The organism is Advenella sp. EE-W14 (assembly GCF_012923605.1).
GTDB lineage: Bacteria > Pseudomonadota > Gammaproteobacteria > Burkholderiales > Burkholderiaceae_B > Advenella > Advenella alkanexedens.
This window is the reverse complement of sequence record NZ_JAAVNG010000009.1, coordinates 378797-396102: the sequence shown is the minus strand read 5'-3', so window position 1 is coordinate 396102 and position 17306 is coordinate 378797. Positions and strand designations below refer to the sequence as shown.

Below are 17306 nucleotides of genomic sequence, written 5' to 3'. Positions count from 1 at the left end.
ATCATGTCTTATTTAACCGTTTCCAATTTGGCCAAGCGATTTGGCGATTCCGTTATTCTTGATGAATTGAGTTTTACCATTGAAAAAGGTGAGTTTGTGACTTTGTTGGGGTCAAGCGGTTGTGGCAAGTCTACCTTGTTACGTTGCATTGCAGGCTTGACCCAGCCTGATAGCGGGTATATTCAGGTGGACAATGAAAACATCACGTTTGCGCCGGCCCAGCATCGGGGTATTGGCATGGTCTTTCAAAGTTATGCCCTGTTTCCCAATATGACCGTGGAAGCCAATATTTCCTTTGGCCTGAATTTGCGCAAAATGGACAAGGGGTTGGTTCAAGAGAAGGTGGGGCAGGCGATTGCGCGGGTCGAATTGCAAGGCAAGGAAAAAAACATGCCACATGAGCTGTCGGGCGGCCAGCGTCAGAGGGTGGCCCTGGCCCGGGCCCTGGTTATGGAGCCTCGTATTTTGTTGCTGGATGAGCCCCTGTCTGCACTGGATGCCCGTATTCGCCGCCATTTGCGACAGCAAATCCGCCAATTGCAGCAAGAGTTGCAGCTAACCACCATCTTTGTCACCCATGATCAGGAAGAAGCCCTGACCATGTCAGACCGGATTTTTTTAATGAACCAGGGCCGTATCGAGCAATCGGGTTCGCCAGAGCAGTTGTATGCACGGCCCAATAGCAATATGGTGGCACAGTTCATGGGCACCTACAATTTTCTGGATGCAGGCAATACGCAGCGCTGGCTTGGCTTGCAAACACCTAATGGTGTGGCTATCAGGGCCGAAGCGATTATCCTGGATCATCCTTCCCTGTCTTTTGGCAAAAAGGTTTCCCAGCCGATTGCATCTATTATTACCGAGAAACATTTGCTGGGTAGTGTGGTGCGCTTCAAGGTGAGGGCAGAAAACACAGTGTTAACCGTAGACAGCCTAAACAACCGGTTTTTGCCCAAGCTGGACATCGGCAGCAAAGTATACCTGCGCATTGATCCTTGTGAGTGTGTGGTTTTGGATAATTAAAGCGGTAAAAAAAACAAATTGCCTCCTTCGCTCAAGTAGCGGCGGGAGGCATTTTTTATGGCCGAATGGCAATTTTAGTAATTACCCTTAAATACAAAATAATTTATGTGTGTGAAAATTAATTCACATATGGGAATTTAATAGAAGAGGGTATTTATGCATAAATGGATTGTTAAAGAAAACGCAATTGAAGGGTATAGTCCAGCCAATCATACGGGTACCGTTAACAAAAGGTTGATCAGTGCTGAAACGGTAGGCGCAAAACACATGGAAGTCCTGATCGGGACAATAGAAAAAAACCAGGGGGCACTGCCACATGCGCATCCAGACCTTGAGCAGGTCTGTTATTTGATTTCCGGTAGCGCCGATGTGGAAATGGATGGAGAGAAAGGCAAACTGGAGCCGGGCGATTGCTGTTATTTTCCTCCTTATAAAAAACACATTTTTACCGTTACCAGCGAAGAGCCTGCCAGAGTACTTATTATTTACTCACCCCCATATGAAGAAAAGCCGGAAAGAGTCATTCGTTAGGCAATGGCTGGATAAAACCAAATTAAAATTTAAAGGAGACATAATGTATAAAACAGATATCAAGAAAAAAATGACTGCTCTGGCCCTGAGTCTTTTCAGCAGTAGCGTATTGGCAGCTTACCCGGAACAGCCTATTACGCTGGTGGTACCCTTTCCAGCTGGCTCCGGCACAGATGCGGTAGGACGTATTTTTGCTTCAGAAATGTCATCCCGTTTAGGACAGCCAGTGATTGTTGAAAACAAACCCGGTGCCAATGCGACAATTGCAGCGCAGCATGTTGCAAAATCCAAACCCGATGGCTATACGATATTAATTTCCACTAATACACCTTTATCTGCCGCACCCTGGCTAATGAAAAATGTATCTTATGATGTGGTTAACGATTTTACGCCTGTAGCACGCGGTGGAAATTTGCCTTTTATTTTAATTACTCATGCCAGCAAACCTTATCAAACGGTCAAGGACTTGGTTGAGTATGCCAAGGCCAATCCTGGCAAGTTAAGTTATGCTTCGGGAAACAGTACCGGAATTGTGGCAGGGGCAACATTGGGTAATACTGCTGATATTGATATTTTGCATGTGCCCTATAAAGGCACGCCTCAGGCAATCACCGATCTGATTGGCGGGCAGGTTGATTTCATGTTTACCGATCTGGCTTCAGGTATTCCTTTCGTGAAGTCCAATAAGGTTAAGGCTTTGGCGGTATCAACGGCCAAGCCCAGTGCCTTGTTGCCAGAGTTACCCTCTATGGAGGCCGCAGGCATTAATAATTTTGATATTAATTCCTGGAATGGTTTTCTTGGACCTGCCGGTTTATCGGATGAGGTCGTTCAAACCTTGAATAAAACCATCAATGAGATTGTGGAAGATAAAGAGATCAAGCAAAAACTGGCCAATCTGGGGTTTGATGCTTTTAGTGGAGCCCAGCAGGAATTTGCTGATTTCGTGAAGCAGCAATATGTGTTGTGGGGCGACTTGATCAAGGCGGCTGGCATTGAGCAAAAATAATATGAATAATCATCATGAACCAAACCCGGGGCCATTGAGCGGCATCAAAGTACTTGATTTAAGCTCGGTGGTTATGGGGCCGTTTGCCACCCAGATGCTGGCTGATTTGGGGGCAGATGTGATTAAGATAGAGCCGCCATCTGGTGACAACATGCGAAAAGTGGGCCCAATGGTTAATGAAGATATGGGGGCACTTTATTTACATTTGAACCGTAATAAGCGTTCCATTGTGCTTGATTTGAAAACAGAGCAGGGTAGGTTGGCTTGCCTGGCGTTGGCAAAAACGGCAGATGTGTTTCTGTACAATGTGCGTCCGCAGGCCATGGCGCGGCTTGGACTATCTTATGAAGACGTTTGCGCGGTTAATCCTGCCATTGTTTATGCCGGTGCCTACGGTTTTGGGACTGACGGCCCCTATGCAGGAAAACCGGCTTATGACGACCTGATCCAGGGCATGACCGGTATCCCCGTCTTGTACGAGAAAAACTCGGGTGATGAGCCCCGCTATGTGCCCCTTACGCTGGCAGATAGAACCATTGGCTTGCAGGCAGCCATTGCCTGTCTGGCCGGTGTCATTCAAAGCAGGGCTTCGGGCAAAGGCCAGTCAATCGAGATTCCCATGTTTGAGGGGATGAGCCAGTTTGTGCTGGGAGATCATCTGGGTGGAAAAACTTTCGTGCCTGAAAAAGGGGATATGGGTTATGCCCGTTTGCTGGCCACGCATCGCAAACCATATAAAACCGCCAATGGCCACATCAGCGTATTGATTTATAACGATAAACACTGGAAAAACTTCCTGCTCCTGATTGGCCGGGAAGATTTGCTGGAGGGATCCATATTTTCCAGTCATTCGGTGCGTGCCGACAATATTGCCGAGGTCTACAGTTTTGTGGCGCAGATTCTTGTTGAAAAAAACAGCGAATACTGGCTGAATTGTTTTGCCCGGGCGGATATTCCGGCGGCTCCTTTATATAGTGTGGAAGATTTGGTGGAAGACCCGCATATCAAAGCGGTTGAGCAGGTTGTGGAAATGGATCATCCGACCGAGGGACGGATTCGTACCCCGGGCACGTTGGGCAAATATTCGGCAACACCTTTAAAAATATACCGCCATGCGCCCAGTCTTGGTGAGCATACCGAAGAAGTTTTAAAAGAAACGGATCTGGATCAGTCGGTGATTGATTCTCTGATTAATAATACAGGAAGAAGTAAACCATGAATTTTGAGCTGAACAACGACCAGCAGATGCTGGTGGAGGCAGTAGAAAACTTATGTGCCGATTTTGATGATGATTACTGGCATGCCAGGGATGCTGATGGCCAATATCCTGAGGCGTTTTACAAGGCACTGGCTGAAGCGGGCTGGCTGGGCATTGCCATGCCTGAAGAGTATGGTGGTGCGGGCCTGGGAATGACCGAAGCCGCCTTGTTGATGAAAACCATCTCCCGTTCCGGGGCCGGTTTTACCGGTGCATCGGCTGTGCATATGAATATTTTTGGCCTGAATCCGGTGGTGGTGTTTGGTTCGGAAGACTTAAAACAGCGTGCCCTGCCACCCCTTATCCAGGGCAAGCAAAAAGCCTGCTTTGCCGTTACTGAACCCGATGCCGGGCTTGACACCACCAAGCTTAAAACCAGAGCCGTTAAACAGGGCAATAAATATATTGTTCATGGCCGTAAAATCTGGATTTCCACTGCCCAGGTGGCAGAGAAAATGCTGTTGCTGGCGCGTACCACACCGCTTGAAGAAGTCAGCAAGCCTACCCAGGGCCTGTCCTTGTTCTATACCGATCTGAACCGGGATTATGTTGAGGTGCGTGAAATTGAAAAAATGGGACGCAAGGCCGTGGATTCAAACATGCTGTTTTTTGACGGACTGGAAATTCCCGAAGAAGACCGGGTGGGTGAAGAAGGGCGGGGTTTTGAATATATTCTTCATGGCTTGAACCCGGAACGGATTCTGATTGCTTCCGAAGCGGTGGGGCTGGGACAGATTGCCCTGCAAAAGGCCAGCCGGTATGCCAAAGAGCGGGTAGTGTTTGGCCGGGCTATAGGAACCAATCAGGGAATTCAACACCCGTTGGCACAGGCCTGGATGCATCTGGAAGCCGCAGACCTGATGGTCAGCAAGGCCGCCAGTTTGTATGACAGCAATAAACCGTGCGGTGAATTTGCCAATACAGCCAAATATCTGGCTGCGGAAGCGGCATTCAATGCGTGCCAAACGGCCATCCAAACCCTGGGGGGCATGGGGTATGCCAAGGAATATCATGTTGAACGTTATTTAAGAGAGAGTTTCATTCCGCGTATTGCCCCGGTCAGTCCGCAGCTGATTATGTGTTTTATTGCGGAAAAGGTACTGGGCCTGCCCAAGTCGTATTAAATACATTAAAGTTAAATGGGTCCGGCTGCTTTTCAGATATGAAAGTGCGCCGGACTTAATGGTTTGTTCGCCTTGTTCATCCTGTTCAGGCGGATTTTTCAATAAACGTACTGATGACTCTTAGTTTTTGGGCGAAGTCTTCCAGATTCGCTTGAATCCGGTACAAGGGTCCGGCAATCGAAATGGCATAGTAGCTGCCAGAAAGCTTGACTGGCCAGGCCAAGGCACCCACATCGGGAATGGACTCACCAAAATTTCCAAACCAGCCCCTTTGCAATGATTGTTCGATGTCTGCCAGAAAAGCCGCTTTGCCAGCAATGGTTTTGGTATTGAAGGCGTGAAAAGGAAGATGGCTTAGCACTTCTTCCTTTTCATCGTTACCCAGGGTTGAAAACAGGGCCTTACCCAATGAGTTTGCATTAATTTCTTTTTGCTCACCGGCCATTGCCACATAATGAATCGGATTGGCGGAAGGCAAAACTTCCAGATAAAGTACTTTTTGGTTGTTATGCAATTTGCCAATCACCACCGTTTCATTCGTGATGTTGCGCAACTCTTCCAGGCTTGGGTAAATACGTTCCAGAATGGGGTCAGCAGCGGATATTTTCTGTGCCATGGCCAGCAGCCGTCCGGTAGGGTAGTAACCGGCCCTGCGATTGGTTTCATACAAATACCCCAAACTGACCAGTGTCCTGATAAGCGCAAGGCAGCTCGACATGGGGGCATTCAGCAATTTCGCCAGTTCAGACAGGGCCAGGGGACGGCATTCCTTGGCGTAAATTTCAATGATTTCAATCACCCGAAGCGCCGTTTTGACATTGGTTTCTTTGGATGCTTGGCGTGGGATGGGTTTATCTGTCATGGCACAGGCAATAATTCAAATGGATGAAGGCAAATTATAGGGGGTGTGCGCTCATTTGCAAAATGGTCCTGTTTGTCCATGATGCTTTTGGCTATTTCGGTTTTTGCGAATTGTTGATCCATGCGGGTGGTAGCAAACTATGCCTGTTGCTTATTTATAAGGAGAACCCCATGAAAAAAGCCCGTTTCAGGCAGCGCGGACAAGGCATGACCGAGTACATTATCATTTTATAATCCATTGATTTATATAAATTATTTTTATAAATTGTCTAAGATTTCTATAACTGTCTAATACTATTGCGCTTTTTTGCGTGGGCCTTGTACCACTTTTGCTGTTTTATCACGGAGATAAATTTGCGTTGTGCGTCTGTCTGTATGCCCAAGAAGTTTCTGTGAATCAATGCCCTGGTTGTCGGCTTCAGTGCCGGACATGGCGCGTAAATCGTGTAATGTGACGTTCTCAACACCAGCCTCGGCAGCAGCTTTCTTGAATGTTTTCCAGACGTTTGAGTGAGCACGAACAACGCCACCGCGGGTTGTGAATAGATGCGTCATGCTGATGGTTTGCTTGCGTGCCGCCTTGGCACGTTCAATAGCGGCAGATAATTCTGGCGTCCAGGCGACAATCAGTTTTTTGCCGGTTTTTTGTTGCTGGAAATATATGCCATCCTCTCTCAAGTCTGACCGCTTGATATGCAGCACATCACCAATCCGTTGGCCAGTCAAAAAACATACATCCATAATGACCTGCATCCAGTCCGGGCAATTTTTGTAAATAGCTTGGTACTCGTTTGTCGTTATAAGTCGGTCGCGCGTTTGCTGCTTATGCCTTTTCACTGAAATCGCAGGATTAAAATTGATAATTCCGCGATCAAGCGCCCACTGAAAAACCAACTTCAAAACTGTCAACATGCGGTTGCCAGTCGCGTAGTTATCTTTATACATATCCATCATTTGGACAATATCACCGTGCCGGACTTGATCTGGCATAAACTCAGCAAAAACCTCTTTGAGCAAAGAGGCTACGTAAGTGTATTGTTGCTGTGTGCTTGGTGATTTTCCATCAATAATGGCTGGCATGGCTTTATCAATAAGATCAGGCATAAAGCCATCAGCAGGGGCAACGATACGCGCATAAGCAATCAGCGCCTCATGTAAGTCAACCCCTAACTTTGTCCATTTGTTTTTCTTAACGTACCAGTAGGCCCCGTGCTTTTGGTAAACGCACGCGGGGAGGTGGCGGTCCTTTGTTCGTGGTCGCATAGCCTAAACTCGCTTCTAGTGCTGCCCGAAGAACAACAATCGTTTTATCGGGCCTTGTTCTAAACGGCACCCCCATGTGCTCCAAAGCCTTTGCTTGTGCTTTACGGGTGCTTTTTTGAGTAACCTCTTTAATTTCATCTTCCGATAAAGTTAGCATAAACACGTCCTTTTTTATATCCTCCATCTGGTTTTCGTTATCTCAGTAAGCAGTTTTGCTCACTCATTCAAAATCCTAAAATAAACAGCATTGTGTCGGTGCCGTGGCGAAAACCTCTCAAAATGAGTAATGCCGAATTTGCGCAAGATTTCGACAGCATCACTTTCCTTTGTACGGCTAATGCCCCGCGCATTGACGCTTACTATCGGCTCTTGCTTATCCAGCTGAATGGCAACCGAATAATTCTTGTTTGAAAACAGCATCGTGCCATCGGGCAGGGTGCCGTGTGCCTTGAAATTCTTGGGCGCTGTGATGATCATTTATTACCCCCAAGTCCGTTATATTCCTTGGCCCTGGTCTGGCCCAAAGACATGGCCTGCTCCCCGTAAAGTTCCGCTGTACGTTCCCAGGGTAACGTCTTGGGTGTGCGGTACTCTTTTGGCCGGGTGAGTTTTGCTGGTATCGGTTTTTTCCTCATTTCATACTCCTTCCAATTTCAGCAGCTGCGCGCACGATGGCGTGGCGTGCTCTTGCGTATTTATCAGCTCCATCACTGACAGCATCACGTCCAAAAAAACGAATCCCCGATGGGGTATCGGCGTAAGCTACGGGGCTGAATCCAATACGTATACCCAGACATACAGCCAGGCGAAAAGCGGCGCCATCATCTTCAAGCGGGGCCCATCCTTTCATCACCATGTCTTCCGGTTGGTTTGGTATGCATGTTTTGCCCAGTGCCGCCTTTGCTGCCAGCTCAAGTAATTCTCTATCTGTCATTTCTGGGCTCCTGTTGCCTTTTCGATTGCTGCCCGCGCCTCTTTTACCCAAATGGCCGTCGGATTTTGTGAAAACACGCAGGCTTTTTAAATTGCTCATTCCTCACCTCGCATGGCTTTTGTGATGGCTTCGCGTGCCGTTTTTCCTGTTTCAATATTATCAATACCAAACCATATCTCATACGAATTGTCCGTAACTGAATGACAAATAAGAGCCTCGTTCTCAATCAGCCAATCAAGCATATCGGTATCAGTTTGCATTTTGCGGTCTTGCGCAATATGGTCCGCTATTTTCTTCTCAAATCGTTCGATTCGCTGGTTCTGATTGACAATAGTATTCAGCAAACCGCGCACCTCTTTTGCGCTGAATATGAGCGTATGCTCTTTGCCTTTTGCGCCAGCAAGCGCTGCTTTGATCTCTTTCATACTACGATCTGAGACAACCATTTTCCCAGCATCGGGAATCTGATCAGGCTGCGGGGCGGCACTAATAGCTGCCAAAATTGCAATTTCCATCTCGCCAAATGGCATGTAAGCATCTTCAGCGGCTTCTGTCATTTCTGGCGTGGGAGCAAACGGCACTAACTGCCAGCCTTTGGGGGCCATATGGAGGATGTCCTCACAATGGTCTGCACGCTCATACTTGATCAGCTCAATAAGCTCTTCTTTGGTGAGTGATTCAAGTGGTCTTATGTTCATTCCTGCTCCTTTGTGCATAGATTTGCCCGTGCTTGCCATGTGTGCCACATCCAGCCCACAACATGGCTCCTATAAAGTCCGTCCTCGGTCGATACGTTTAATCCGAATTCTGATACCCAATGCTCGAATGCTTCGCGTTCTTTTTCGTAGTTCATTTCATCCCTCAATCAAATTTTTTATGTTTTCCGCAAATCTCACATTTGCAGTAATAACGAGTCCAGCTCTGGCCACACTCATCACTGGCCTCGGCCTCATCAATCGTTTTCCACCGGTGTAAATGCCAATCGCCAGTGAGCAGGAATTTAAGTAGTCTTAACATTTCAATCCTTCATAAAAACAATCCAGTGTGTTTTGCTGTGCTTGCCTGAGCGATGCCCGTAAAGCGGCTTTCTATCAGTACAGCCAAGGACTTCACGCACTGGAATTTGGGTTTCATTCCACTTAAAGACCAGGGTGCCGTTTGTTTTCAAAACACGAAAACATTGTTCAAAGCCGCGCCTTAAATCGTCTTTCCAGTCCAGACCCAAAACACCATATTTGTTTGCAAGCCAGCTTTTGTTGCCAGCCCGCACAAGATGAGGTGGATCAAAAACAACATGCCAAAATGATTCATCCGGAAACGGAATATTCCGGTAATCAAAAATGCAATCCGGCGTTATTTGAATTGTCCTGGTGCCGTCTTGCTTGTGAGTTCTATCAGTGACTGTGATAGTTTCGCTTCTGATGTCACCGAATAAGCAGCGGGAATCTTTGGTATCAAACCACATACCCTTTGGACCACAGCAGGGATCAAGAATTAGTGGCAATTGGGTCATGACCAATCCCTGCCGATTTCATCGATAATGTCCGAGATTGAAGTGGCTTTTGCTTTCGCTCTTATCGAATTGGGCGGAAGAGGCGCTCTTTTATTAACGTCAAAGCCGCCAGCCATGGCCAGGGCGAAAATGATTGTCGAAAGGATGTTGATATCAGCTAACACATCCTTTTTTTGATGATTTAACAACGCTTCAGCAGCTGCATAAACATACGGTTTCAGGTCGGTTTCACCGGGCTTTATTTCAAAGCCGGCATCAAGGAATATTTCCCTAATTTGATCTTGATTCACAAATCCTCCGGCATCAAAAGAACGACATCACCGCCCCAGGTGTCGTCGTAAATCCTCACACGGGCAATGGCATAAATATAACCATCCGGTGCTGGCCGGAATTCAGCATCTTCATCCAGTTGTGTTGCTGAGAAATAAAGATCATATGTATATGCCCTGATTTCGTACCCATTAAGCTGAGGGAAAGTCTGTTTCAGCCATTCATTGGCTTTATCAAAGTTCATTTCAAAACCTCCTTCCCATCGCCCCGAAAATCAACATCCCGCACAATTGTTTGCGGCTTGAACACAACCCTGTAGTGATAAACACTCACATCAGCGCCATCCAGCTGCTCGGCAAAATAGGTCACGTTATCCGACAGACCAAGGAAATGCTTCTTAAATTCGTTTGGGCCAGTCTTGCAGGTGACATGAAATGATGTGTTTGTAGCATTCGTATCAATAGAGCAACGGCCTTCAATTGTTAAAATGTACTGATCTGTTATGCCGTTGTAGAACACAATGCGGCGGTCAATTTCAAACATATCAGCCGCTTTGCTCAAATTTCTTGATGCAACTTTTGAGTCTGTGTCGCACGCTGATAATGCTATTGCAGCCATTAAAACTAAAGTTATTTTCTTCATTTCGATTCCCTTTTTCGCGCCTGGCCAAGTGCCTTCAATACGTTTTCATTACGCAAGTTAACCGGCTTGTCTGTCACGTTACTGGCACACATGGCCATTCTCTGATCACCGTAAAATTCGGCAGCTCTTTCCCATGAGGCAGTTTTTGGGGTTCTGTATTCTCTGTTCTTGGTCAATTTATTAACTATTAGTTTTTTTCGCATTATCAACCTCTATTTTTTCCATAGCCAACGCTACCGCGGTTCGCTCAGCATTAAATAAAAAAGCCACATCAACTCTGGGCAGCATGTCGTCAATCGTATTGATGCCGATTCTGATCGGCTCAAGCAGTCGTTGCGGCAGCTTCACTTGGTTGGCAATCAGCTCCCGAGCTTGAATCAATGCCCTGGCAGCACCGCCTAGGAACACTTTTTCAGGCTCAAACCGTTTGTCGTTTTCGGCAATAATCGCCATCGTGTTAAAAATATCAATCAGATCGTCGTACTTTTCGACATTCGGTTGCAGGCACAAAACTTGATATGCCAGCCTGGCATCAAGAGCCACGCGGCTGCGCAAGCCGGTGACGGGTATCTTGATGGGGCGGGGCTTTCGGTTAGAACGCTTCTTCATTAACAGAATCCTCGTAAATCGCCATAACGCTGCAGGTCAATGAAAACAGATCCCGGTTATTGATGATCGTTTTATCAATGCTGCTAATGCTATTAATCTGCTCAGACCGGTGCCTGGCCGGCTTGCTGTCGGCCGCGTCACGCTGAATCAGCCATACATTGCCATTCATTCTCTTGATCAGCTGCGCCTCATCCTCAAACCGGACATCCGTCACAACAAATTTACGGGTACCACATTTGATTTGCTCATGAATGAACAGCGACAGCTTATCTATCCAGTAATCACTAATCTGATTGCGTCGGTATTCGGTACCCCAAAGTTGCATAATTTCACGCGGTGTTCTGGGTGTAATCAGATTGTGGCCAAGGGCAGTCATTCGGTCGATAAACTCAATGTCACCGCAGCGAATGATAGCCAGCGCGGGATCTTTTCTTTCCTTCAGGTCATCATTGTTGAATACATCACTGCCAACCTTGAAAGCATCGATTACCTCAATGCGCAAAGCATCCGCAAAAGCGCACTGACAAAATCCAGGCTCGATGGACTCCAGAATCTCAGCAACCGTGTTCTTGCCGGCCCTGGCGCGTCCAGCCAGCCCAATGACTATGAATTTATCGTTCTTGCTCATTACAAATCGATCCTTCGTACTTGCATTGTTTTGATTTCAGTACCTTTTTCAATCAGATCAAGGGCGTCATTAACTGCATCGTCAACAGTCAAATCTGGACGGATTAATTCATACCACAATGCCAATTTTCCGCTTTGATTGCGATAGCGAAGCCGGGCATTTAGAACATAGCCCTGGGCCTTCCAAAACACCGGAATGCCGATACTGAATTTATCGAAAACAGACATGCGCTCAACTGTGGCCGCATCATCGTTATCGACAAAATCCAGATTTGAGCCACCAGACTGCAGCCGGATAGTTGACTTAAGCCGCTTTTCGCTGTTCACTTCAAATTTGATGGCCATTTCCAGCATCTGGGCACCGCTGGGCATTGTGGCCTGGCCAGATTCAGCAGGTGGTTGGTAAATATCTTTGAGGTTTTCTTCAACGAATACAGCAAAATCGAATTGAGACATTGGCTTGCGATCATTCTTTGTCCATGTCTCCCATTCAAATGCGGTTTTTGGCACAAAGGCGGCGGTAAAATCACACCAGCCTGGCAACGCTTGGGCAGGCTGGTGTTCGTTGAAAACAGCCTTAACTACCAGCGGGGAATTTTCTGAAGAAACGGCATAAATACGTGTTTCTTCCGTTTTATGCAAGTTCACATAATCGACAAACGATTCCGATGTTGTGAATGTAATATTTCCTTTTTTGCGAAATGGGCGCTCTTGTAAACGCTCCATTTCAGCGTCCGTTTTCAGGCTCCATCCATCTGGTATGGCCAGCAGCGTTCCGGTTTGCAGGCTATGCCGCAATTCCAGTGGCTCCCGGGCTTTATCAAAGATGGTTTGAGCAATGTTTTCGTTCAATTCATTCATTGTTACTGACCTTTTTGTGATTGATAGAAATAACGTCACTGGATCCAGTGACAGGAACGGTTTTCAGATCCAGCTTGCTTTGCCGGGGGTCTTCGGTTAATAGATTGCCCTCGGGTGATACAAACATCATGGTAGTGATGGGCTGCTCTTTTGGCACCTTGCTAGTGACTTTGTCGCTGATATCAAGTGCCCCAGATCGGCCCAGCCGTTTAATGGTGATCTTGATGTTTAACTCACCCGGCTTTCCGGTTTCTTCAACAGCTTTGACGACTTGCGCAAGCTGTTCCGTGGCCTCCAGGCACAACATGCCAGAGCGGATTCGCTGAATGGTTTGTTCAAATGGAATTTGAGCCATAAAATTTCCTAAAGAATAAAAATAAGGTCAGACCACACGCTGGCCAAATACAAGACGCAGGCCGCAAAAATGGCAATCAGCATGAGCCAGAGACCAGCGGATGATTGTTCGCTTTCTTGGTGCGTCCAGGCACCGGTCAGTGGATCGTATTCGTGATCAACCGGGTAGCAAAATTCAGTTAATGAGTTGTATATTTCAGGATTCATGGGGGCCTCATTCAGAATCGCCAGCAGCCAGTTTCTTAAAATCTGGCCTGGCTGGTTGGGTTGATAATCTTTTTTTTGCAACGGTAATTGCGGTTTGGTTTAAGCAGTAGGCCAGGGCAGGTATTGACAGGGCCACATCAATGGGGATAGTCAGCTTGGCCAGTCGTGCCGCTTCCAAAAGATCAACGCGGGATGGCTTCATTGCAGGTTGCTCCGCGAAAAGTATCAGAGTTAGGCAGTCAGACCGTCACCAGGGCTTAACCACAAGCCGTATAAACGGATTTGATGAGTGGCTTTCATAGAAAATGGCAATAGCTTGACTTACAGAATCTGCCAGGATAGGCAGTCCGTTCACGTTGAATTTGCACATGATTATTCCTTGGTTTTTTTGCGGGAAGGGAGTGGCAACTACTGTTGAATGCCGGACTTTCCCGGCGGTCACCACGTTTATTACTTGGTCAGTAAATGTGATAGGATGTAATTTCCACAAAACAACCCATCATCATGAGGTACATATGAGCGATAAAACGAAGGGTGGCGCGCAGCCTAATCAATTGCCCAAGGCGCCAGATAGAGTTGAGAAGGCGCATTATTACAAAACGCCAGCCCCTAAACCGGTTACTCCTCCTGCCACAACGGGAGGCCAGAAAAAATAAGGAACTACCATGCCAGAATTAGCTCTTTCAATGCTATATGAAAAAATGATGTACAAGTTTTATCTTCGTTTAGATAAATTATGCTCATTTTTATTGTTATTTCTGGCCTTGCTGGTTGTTAACCAGGGCGGGGTAGTGGTTGCTGCATTCATTGCGGCTGTTACAGCTTTTCAGCTGGTATATTCACCAGGGCAGAAAGGGCAGTCTGCAAAATCACAATATTGCAAATATTTGAAGCTATATCATCGGCAAGAACAGGGCTTGATTACTGAAGAAGAAATTAAGAATAAGCTGATAAAGCTCTCCAAAACCGACTCAGATACCGTTGATTCCTTATATCATCCTGCCCGTCTTGCCTCTTTGGCAATCCAAGGGATCCATAATGAAAGTCTGGACGAGAATGAAAAAGAAAGACCACTCAAATGGAATGAAAAGCTTGCCGTTTGGTTTGCTGGTGAGTATCCGGAATTCCGGTTTTAGTAACCCTTAAGAAAAAGAGCGATCCCCTCAGCTAGTATAACGACCCTGGGAAGGTCAATTAAAGTTACCTGTAGGTGCATTTTTTCACGCCCGCGCTCTTTCTTAAGGGTGCAGGTTTATCTCGGAAAACCAGCAAAAACCGTATTGCAAGGAGTCAGAAATCAGGCGCTGGTGCCTTACATCACAGATCACTATCTGCTACCGTTCTCGCTTATGTGCCCACCGTTGCGAACCGGCCTTTAACCCTATATGCTGGGCTGGGCGAGGCTATAACACGAAGCTGTCAGACTTCGGTAACCGGGCTGGTGAATAAATCAAGAGCCAAACCGGTTACCGAAATCTATTAAGCAGGATTCTGTTTTAATTCGTTCATCAATTTTCTGTGCAATTGGTTAATTGGTGCCGGGTGAATAACGGCAGGCAAGAACCTGCTCAATAGATGGCACTCTTTCGAATGCCTTTGCCAAGCCTCTCGACAACACCCTGATATTCAGGCTTCGGGCAGGCTTGGTTGGATGAGGAATATTTGCGCGTTCCTTCTTCCTTTCGCGCCCGTTACCGGCTCCTGATAGATAGATACGGCAAACCCATTATTGCCAAACTTCCTCTGTTATCAGGATTCCATGCCTTTTACTCCTGCCGGCATGTGGTCGGGCAGGCTGGCTTCTCGACCCTTTCAGGTAGCCAGCTATTTATCGTCCAGTTTTTTAAAGAAGCTTCTTGTGAAGCGTGCGCTCCGTTGAGTGCATGAGTTAACTTTAGCAAAAGCGAAAACAAAAGTAAAGCAAAAGCGAAACATATTTTAGCAAATGCGAAAATTTATAGAAACAAAATGTAAGTTTGATGTTTTTATGTTGGTTGTGCGCCCATCAACAATGGCTAAAATTACCCACCTTGACCGGGTTCAGGCCAGCCGCCGGTTTAAGATTTGCTCATGAATACTTTTAAATTACTGCCGGACGGCAATCTTTTACACGACAGCGGTTTTGTTCTCATTACCGAAAATGAGCACTTACGACTGGACTTATTGACGATGGATGAATTTATCGCCTGGATGCGGGAGGGGGATGATGAGGAGCTGGAGAAAAGGGTGGGGCGGATGCTTTGGGAAGCCTTGGGGTTTTTGTGGGGGTTGAATTGAAAACCCGCCGGAGCGGGTGGGTTATATTTGCGTAAAAATTTTATTGCAAAGTTGATGGAATTCGAGTGATTTGCAACAAAGGCTAAAATTGCCTACTTTTACCTAATAAAAATGAGAAAAATAGCTGGTAAAAATAATAAGCCACCGGCTGGGAGACGGTGGCTTGGTGACGGATTTGGAGTTGGAGGTTAATCAGGATCCTTAATTTTTCTTATTTCAAATTCTGAAATTTCATTTTCAGGGTTTACATATAGATGTCTTATATCGTTAGCGTGATCATTTTCGTCTGAATTTGATTTGATCGTATTTGCTAAGGCAATAGTAAGATATAGGCTATAGATTGAAATAAAACTTAAAGCAGTAAGAATTGATAAAGATAATGATCTTCCAATTTCTTTGTATTCTAAAACCCATGGGATAGATTTTAGAATGCTTCCTATTAATATAGATAAAAATGAAAAAATAATTACTATTGTAGAATATATTAATGGCTTAAAAAAACGCCCGATTTCTATGTTTTCATTATTATTAATTTGCTTATTAATTTTATTTGTGATTTTTAATTTATCTGGGAATACAATGGCTATCCAAATACCTATAATTGTAAGTATTATAGAAGAAATTGTTAATAATGAGTTGTAAATTTCTTTTTGTGAATTGAAAGAAAGATTCTTTCCATATATTAAAGACAGTATGGTTAATGCCAGTGGTGTAAATAAGAATAATGGGATAAAGAATCTTTTTTTCATGGGGTTTATAAAAAATTATGTTTTTTATATTTGATTTAAATTAAGTTGATTTTTTATTGAGTTTTTCATAACTTATTTGTGGTTTTTCTTCAATTTTTTTCTGCGATTCTTTTATTTTAAATTCTTTAGGTACTATTTCTAAAATATGTTTTTTGTGTGTGTCCAATGCGTGTAATAAATGATTTGCATTTAAATTAGAAAAGTCTTTAACAGGAAAATTAAGATTGAAGCTAGTTTTTAAAAAAGACTCACCAAGCCATAATTTTTTTCCGAGATTTTTTTTAAATTCAAAGCCATAGTCTTTACCTGAGTCAATACCGCCATCTTCCTCCCATCCCTGAATTATTTCTCTAACTGCTTTTTCTGTAAGATTAACTTCAAAGCTTGATTCGAATCTCACCTTTTCTTTTGTTGGAATTGAATAGTTTTTAACTTCAAAAAAATCAGTGACTTTTTGCCAAAGAGCTTTTGTGTTTTTTGTTAATGCGTTTAATTCTGCTTTTGTCGTTATTCTTGCTATTTCATTAGCTGAGTTAATTATTTTTTCATGATTACCAAGTATGCGAATTGGAGATATTTTTAAATTTGATTTTAATTTTAGTAACTCATTGTTTGAGGGTGTAAGATAAGCAACAACATTCTTTTTTAATGAATCTTCGCTTTTTGTATGTTTTGCATAAGGAGTATGATATTTAATAAAATCATAGATATATTTATTCATACCAGATTTTCCACCATATGAATGATTCATATTTATGGTGGCAATTAAATTTGAATCGGAAATAAACCAAAAAAAAGTAGGGAAGCCAGGTATGTCATCAGGCCCTACGCTAGATAAATTAAGAGTTGCGTTACCTACTTTTTTTAATCCTGGTAATGACATTACATTACCATCGGAAGTTGGTACTTCATTCCATAATACCACAACCCAATCGTTATGTTCGTTATTTTTTAAATCTGCTAAATAAATTGGATGTTGATAAGATCCTTGTTCGGGTTCAAATAGTTTAGTATCTTTGGTATTTCTACTACTGGACCATTCTTTTAAATCACTCAAGAATAAATTTATATCACCATAGACGTGATCGTTACTTCTAAATTTATAATATCCACATTCTTCAATTTTATAAAATATGATTTTTGCTTCTTGATCCATTGTTATCCTTATTGCCGTTTCAAATAACTCTTCTTCCC

25 protein-coding genes are annotated in these 17306 nt (G+C 44.8%); 8 read left to right on the top strand and 17 right to left on the bottom strand.

Going from position 1 to position 17306, the window contains the following annotated elements; genetic code table 11:
- Positions 1–3: 3 nt before the first annotated feature.
- The 5 genes from HCX92_RS09240 (at position 4) to HCX92_RS09220 (ending at position 4945) form a co-directional block, all read left to right on the top strand.
- Positions 4–1023: an ABC transporter ATP-binding protein gene (locus HCX92_RS09240; RefSeq protein WP_169294653.1), complete on the top strand. Its 1020-nt coding sequence runs from the start codon at positions 4–6 to the stop codon at positions 1021–1023.
- A gap of 156 nt (positions 1024–1179) precedes the next feature.
- Positions 1180–1554, top strand: coding sequence for a cupin domain-containing protein (locus HCX92_RS09235; RefSeq protein WP_169294652.1), 375 nt, complete (start codon positions 1180–1182; stop codon positions 1552–1554).
- 70 nt (positions 1555–1624) lie between these two features.
- Positions 1625–2563, top strand: coding sequence for a tripartite tricarboxylate transporter substrate binding protein (locus HCX92_RS09230; protein ID WP_169294713.1), 939 nt, complete (start codon positions 1625–1627; stop codon positions 2561–2563).
- Position 2564: 1 nt separating this feature from the next.
- Positions 2565–3782, top strand: coding sequence for a CaiB/BaiF CoA-transferase family protein (locus HCX92_RS09225; RefSeq protein ID WP_169294651.1), 1218 nt, complete (start codon positions 2565–2567; stop codon positions 3780–3782).
- The gene (locus HCX92_RS09220) at positions 3779–4945 is read left to right on the top strand and encodes an acyl-CoA dehydrogenase family protein (RefSeq protein WP_169294650.1); all 1167 of its coding nucleotides are present in this window, start codon (positions 3779–3781) and stop codon (positions 4943–4945) included. Before HCX92_RS09225 ends, HCX92_RS09220 begins: the two co-directional genes overlap by 4 nt.
- Positions 4946–5030: 85 nt before the next feature.
- On the opposite strand, the gene HCX92_RS09215 is transcribed toward HCX92_RS09220, so the two are convergent.
- From HCX92_RS09215 to HCX92_RS09145, 15 genes are all read right to left on the bottom strand, one after another.
- Positions 5031–5807 carry an IclR family transcriptional regulator gene (locus HCX92_RS09215; RefSeq protein WP_169294649.1) on the bottom strand — a complete coding sequence of 259 codons (777 nt, stop codon included), beginning with the start codon at positions 5805–5807 and terminating at the stop codon, positions 5031–5033.
- A gap of 293 nt (positions 5808–6100) precedes the next feature.
- Positions 6101–6910, bottom strand: coding sequence for a tyrosine-type recombinase/integrase (locus tag HCX92_RS09210; protein WP_248290029.1), 810 nt, complete (start codon positions 6908–6910; stop codon positions 6101–6103).
- An 85-nt stretch (positions 6911–6995) separates the two neighbouring features.
- Positions 6996–7226, bottom strand: a complete 231-nt coding sequence (locus HCX92_RS09205; protein WP_211182331.1) for a DUF4224 domain-containing protein — start codon at positions 7224–7226, stop codon at positions 6996–6998.
- 59 nt (positions 7227–7285) lie between these two features.
- Positions 7286–7546 carry a hypothetical protein gene (locus tag HCX92_RS09200; protein WP_169294646.1) on the bottom strand — a complete coding sequence of 87 codons (261 nt, stop codon included), beginning with the start codon at positions 7544–7546 and terminating at the stop codon, positions 7286–7288.
- Between the two features lie 154 nt (positions 7547–7700).
- Positions 7701–8102, bottom strand: coding sequence for a hypothetical protein (locus HCX92_RS09195; protein ID WP_169294645.1), 402 nt, complete (start codon positions 8100–8102; stop codon positions 7701–7703).
- The gene (locus tag HCX92_RS09190; protein WP_169294644.1) at positions 8099–8740 is read right to left on the bottom strand and encodes a hypothetical protein; all 642 of its coding nucleotides are present in this window, start codon (positions 8738–8740) and stop codon (positions 8099–8101) included. The genes HCX92_RS09195 and HCX92_RS09190 overlap by 4 nt, the downstream gene beginning before the upstream one ends.
- Before the next feature lie 281 nt (positions 8741–9021).
- On the bottom strand, positions 9022–9516 hold the full coding sequence (locus HCX92_RS09185) for an SAM-dependent methyltransferase (protein WP_169294643.1): 495 nt from the start codon (positions 9514–9516) through the stop codon (positions 9022–9024).
- Entirely contained in the window at positions 9513–9806 is a 294-nt protein-coding gene (locus HCX92_RS09180) for a hypothetical protein (protein ID WP_169294642.1), read from the bottom strand. The genes HCX92_RS09185 and HCX92_RS09180 overlap by 4 nt, the downstream gene beginning before the upstream one ends.
- The gene (locus HCX92_RS09175; protein ID WP_169294641.1) at positions 9803–10030 is read right to left on the bottom strand and encodes a hypothetical protein; all 228 of its coding nucleotides are present in this window, start codon (positions 10028–10030) and stop codon (positions 9803–9805) included. The genes HCX92_RS09180 and HCX92_RS09175 overlap by 4 nt, the downstream gene beginning before the upstream one ends.
- A complete protein-coding gene (locus tag HCX92_RS09170; RefSeq protein ID WP_211182330.1) occupies positions 10027–10428 on the bottom strand; it encodes a hypothetical protein in 402 nt (133 codons plus the stop codon). Before HCX92_RS09170 ends, HCX92_RS09175 begins: the two co-directional genes overlap by 4 nt.
- Before the next feature lie 180 nt (positions 10429–10608).
- Complete coding sequence (locus HCX92_RS09165; protein WP_169294640.1) at positions 10609–11037, bottom strand: hypothetical protein; 429 nt, start codon at positions 11035–11037, stop codon at positions 10609–10611.
- On the bottom strand, positions 11021–11665 hold the full coding sequence (locus HCX92_RS09160) for a hypothetical protein (protein WP_169294639.1): 645 nt from the start codon (positions 11663–11665) through the stop codon (positions 11021–11023). The genes HCX92_RS09165 and HCX92_RS09160 overlap by 17 nt, the downstream gene beginning before the upstream one ends.
- Positions 11665–12525 carry a DUF2303 family protein gene (locus HCX92_RS09155; protein ID WP_169294638.1) on the bottom strand — a complete coding sequence of 287 codons (861 nt, stop codon included), beginning with the start codon at positions 12523–12525 and terminating at the stop codon, positions 11665–11667. Before HCX92_RS09155 ends, HCX92_RS09160 begins: the two co-directional genes overlap by 1 nt.
- Positions 12518–12880: a hypothetical protein gene (locus HCX92_RS09150; protein WP_169294637.1), complete on the bottom strand. Its 363-nt coding sequence runs from the start codon at positions 12878–12880 to the stop codon at positions 12518–12520. The genes HCX92_RS09155 and HCX92_RS09150 overlap by 8 nt, the downstream gene beginning before the upstream one ends.
- Positions 12881–12888: 8 nt before the next feature.
- Positions 12889–13167: a hypothetical protein gene (locus HCX92_RS09145; RefSeq protein ID WP_169294636.1), complete on the bottom strand. Its 279-nt coding sequence runs from the start codon at positions 13165–13167 to the stop codon at positions 12889–12891.
- Between the two features lie 434 nt (positions 13168–13601).
- Here HCX92_RS09145 and HCX92_RS09140 point away from each other — a divergent pair, with 434 nt between their 5' ends.
- The 3 genes from HCX92_RS09140 to HCX92_RS09130 all read left to right on the top strand — a co-directional run bounded on the left by HCX92_RS09140 (position 13602) and on the right by HCX92_RS09130 (position 15363).
- The gene (locus HCX92_RS09140; RefSeq protein WP_169294635.1) at positions 13602–13742 is read left to right on the top strand and encodes a hypothetical protein; all 141 of its coding nucleotides are present in this window, start codon (positions 13602–13604) and stop codon (positions 13740–13742) included.
- Positions 13743–13751: 9 nt separating this feature from the next.
- A complete protein-coding gene (locus HCX92_RS09135) occupies positions 13752–14222 on the top strand; it encodes a hypothetical protein (RefSeq protein WP_169294634.1) in 471 nt (156 codons plus the stop codon).
- Between the two features lie 934 nt (positions 14223–15156).
- Positions 15157–15363: a hypothetical protein gene (locus tag HCX92_RS09130; protein WP_169294633.1), complete on the top strand. Its 207-nt coding sequence runs from the start codon at positions 15157–15159 to the stop codon at positions 15361–15363.
- A gap of 188 nt (positions 15364–15551) precedes the next feature.
- Here HCX92_RS09130 and HCX92_RS09125 read toward each other — a convergent pair whose 3' ends face one another.
- Together HCX92_RS09125 and HCX92_RS09120 are read right to left on the bottom strand one after the other, a co-directional pair.
- The gene (locus tag HCX92_RS09125; protein ID WP_169294632.1) at positions 15552–16112 is read right to left on the bottom strand and encodes a hypothetical protein; all 561 of its coding nucleotides are present in this window, start codon (positions 16110–16112) and stop codon (positions 15552–15554) included.
- 40 nt (positions 16113–16152) lie between these two features.
- Positions 16153–17268, bottom strand: a complete 1116-nt coding sequence (locus HCX92_RS09120) for a hypothetical protein (RefSeq protein ID WP_169294631.1) — start codon at positions 17266–17268, stop codon at positions 16153–16155.
- Positions 17269–17306 lie beyond the last annotated feature (38 nt).

Bases quoted from the DNA above. Each gene is read 5' to 3' on its own strand.
- HCX92_RS09240 (WP_169294653.1), top strand. From the start codon at position 4: ATGTCTTATTTAACCGTTTCCAATTTGGCCAAGCGATTTGGCGATTCC.
- HCX92_RS09235 (WP_169294652.1), top strand. From the start codon at position 1,180: ATGCATAAATGGATTGTTAAAGAAAACGCAATTGAAGGGTATAGTCCA.
- HCX92_RS09230 (WP_169294713.1), top strand. From the start codon at position 1,625: ATGACTGCTCTGGCCCTGAGTCTTTTCAGCAGTAGCGTATTGGCAGCT.
- HCX92_RS09225 (WP_169294651.1), top strand. From the start codon at position 2,565: ATGAATAATCATCATGAACCAAACCCGGGGCCATTGAGCGGCATCAAA.
- HCX92_RS09220 (WP_169294650.1), top strand. From the start codon at position 3,779: ATGAATTTTGAGCTGAACAACGACCAGCAGATGCTGGTGGAGGCAGTA.
- HCX92_RS09215 (WP_169294649.1), bottom strand. From the start codon at position 5,807: ATGACAGATAAACCCATCCCACGCCAAGCATCCAAAGAAACCAATGTC.
- HCX92_RS09210 (WP_248290029.1), bottom strand. From the start codon at position 6,910: ATGCCTGATCTTATTGATAAAGCCATGCCAGCCATTATTGATGGAAAA.
- HCX92_RS09205 (WP_211182331.1), bottom strand. From the start codon at position 7,226: ATGCTAACTTTATCGGAAGATGAAATTAAAGAGGTTACTCAAAAAAGC.
- HCX92_RS09200 (WP_169294646.1), bottom strand. From the start codon at position 7,546: ATGATCATCACAGCGCCCAAGAATTTCAAGGCACACGGCACCCTGCCC.
- HCX92_RS09195 (WP_169294645.1), bottom strand. From the start codon at position 8,102: ATGAGCAATTTAAAAAGCCTGCGTGTTTTCACAAAATCCGACGGCCAT.
- HCX92_RS09190 (WP_169294644.1), bottom strand. From the start codon at position 8,740: ATGGCAAGCACGGGCAAATCTATGCACAAAGGAGCAGGAATGAACATA.
- HCX92_RS09185 (WP_169294643.1), bottom strand. From the start codon at position 9,516: ATGACCCAATTGCCACTAATTCTTGATCCCTGCTGTGGTCCAAAGGGT.
- HCX92_RS09175 (WP_169294641.1), bottom strand. From the start codon at position 10,030: ATGAACTTTGATAAAGCCAATGAATGGCTGAAACAGACTTTCCCTCAG.
- HCX92_RS09170 (WP_211182330.1), bottom strand. From the start codon at position 10,428: ATGAAGAAAATAACTTTAGTTTTAATGGCTGCAATAGCATTATCAGCG.
- HCX92_RS09165 (WP_169294640.1), bottom strand. From the start codon at position 11,037: ATGAAGAAGCGTTCTAACCGAAAGCCCCGCCCCATCAAGATACCCGTC.
- HCX92_RS09160 (WP_169294639.1), bottom strand. From the start codon at position 11,665: ATGAGCAAGAACGATAAATTCATAGTCATTGGGCTGGCTGGACGCGCC.
- HCX92_RS09155 (WP_169294638.1), bottom strand. From the start codon at position 12,525: ATGAATGAATTGAACGAAAACATTGCTCAAACCATCTTTGATAAAGCC.
- HCX92_RS09150 (WP_169294637.1), bottom strand. From the start codon at position 12,880: ATGGCTCAAATTCCATTTGAACAAACCATTCAGCGAATCCGCTCTGGC.
- HCX92_RS09140 (WP_169294635.1), top strand. From the start codon at position 13,602: ATGAGCGATAAAACGAAGGGTGGCGCGCAGCCTAATCAATTGCCCAAG.
- HCX92_RS09135 (WP_169294634.1), top strand. From the start codon at position 13,752: ATGCCAGAATTAGCTCTTTCAATGCTATATGAAAAAATGATGTACAAG.
- HCX92_RS09130 (WP_169294633.1), top strand. From the start codon at position 15,157: ATGAATACTTTTAAATTACTGCCGGACGGCAATCTTTTACACGACAGC.
- HCX92_RS09125 (WP_169294632.1), bottom strand. From the start codon at position 16,112: ATGAAAAAAAGATTCTTTATCCCATTATTCTTATTTACACCACTGGCA.
- HCX92_RS09120 (WP_169294631.1), bottom strand. From the start codon at position 17,268: ATGGATCAAGAAGCAAAAATCATATTTTATAAAATTGAAGAATGTGGA.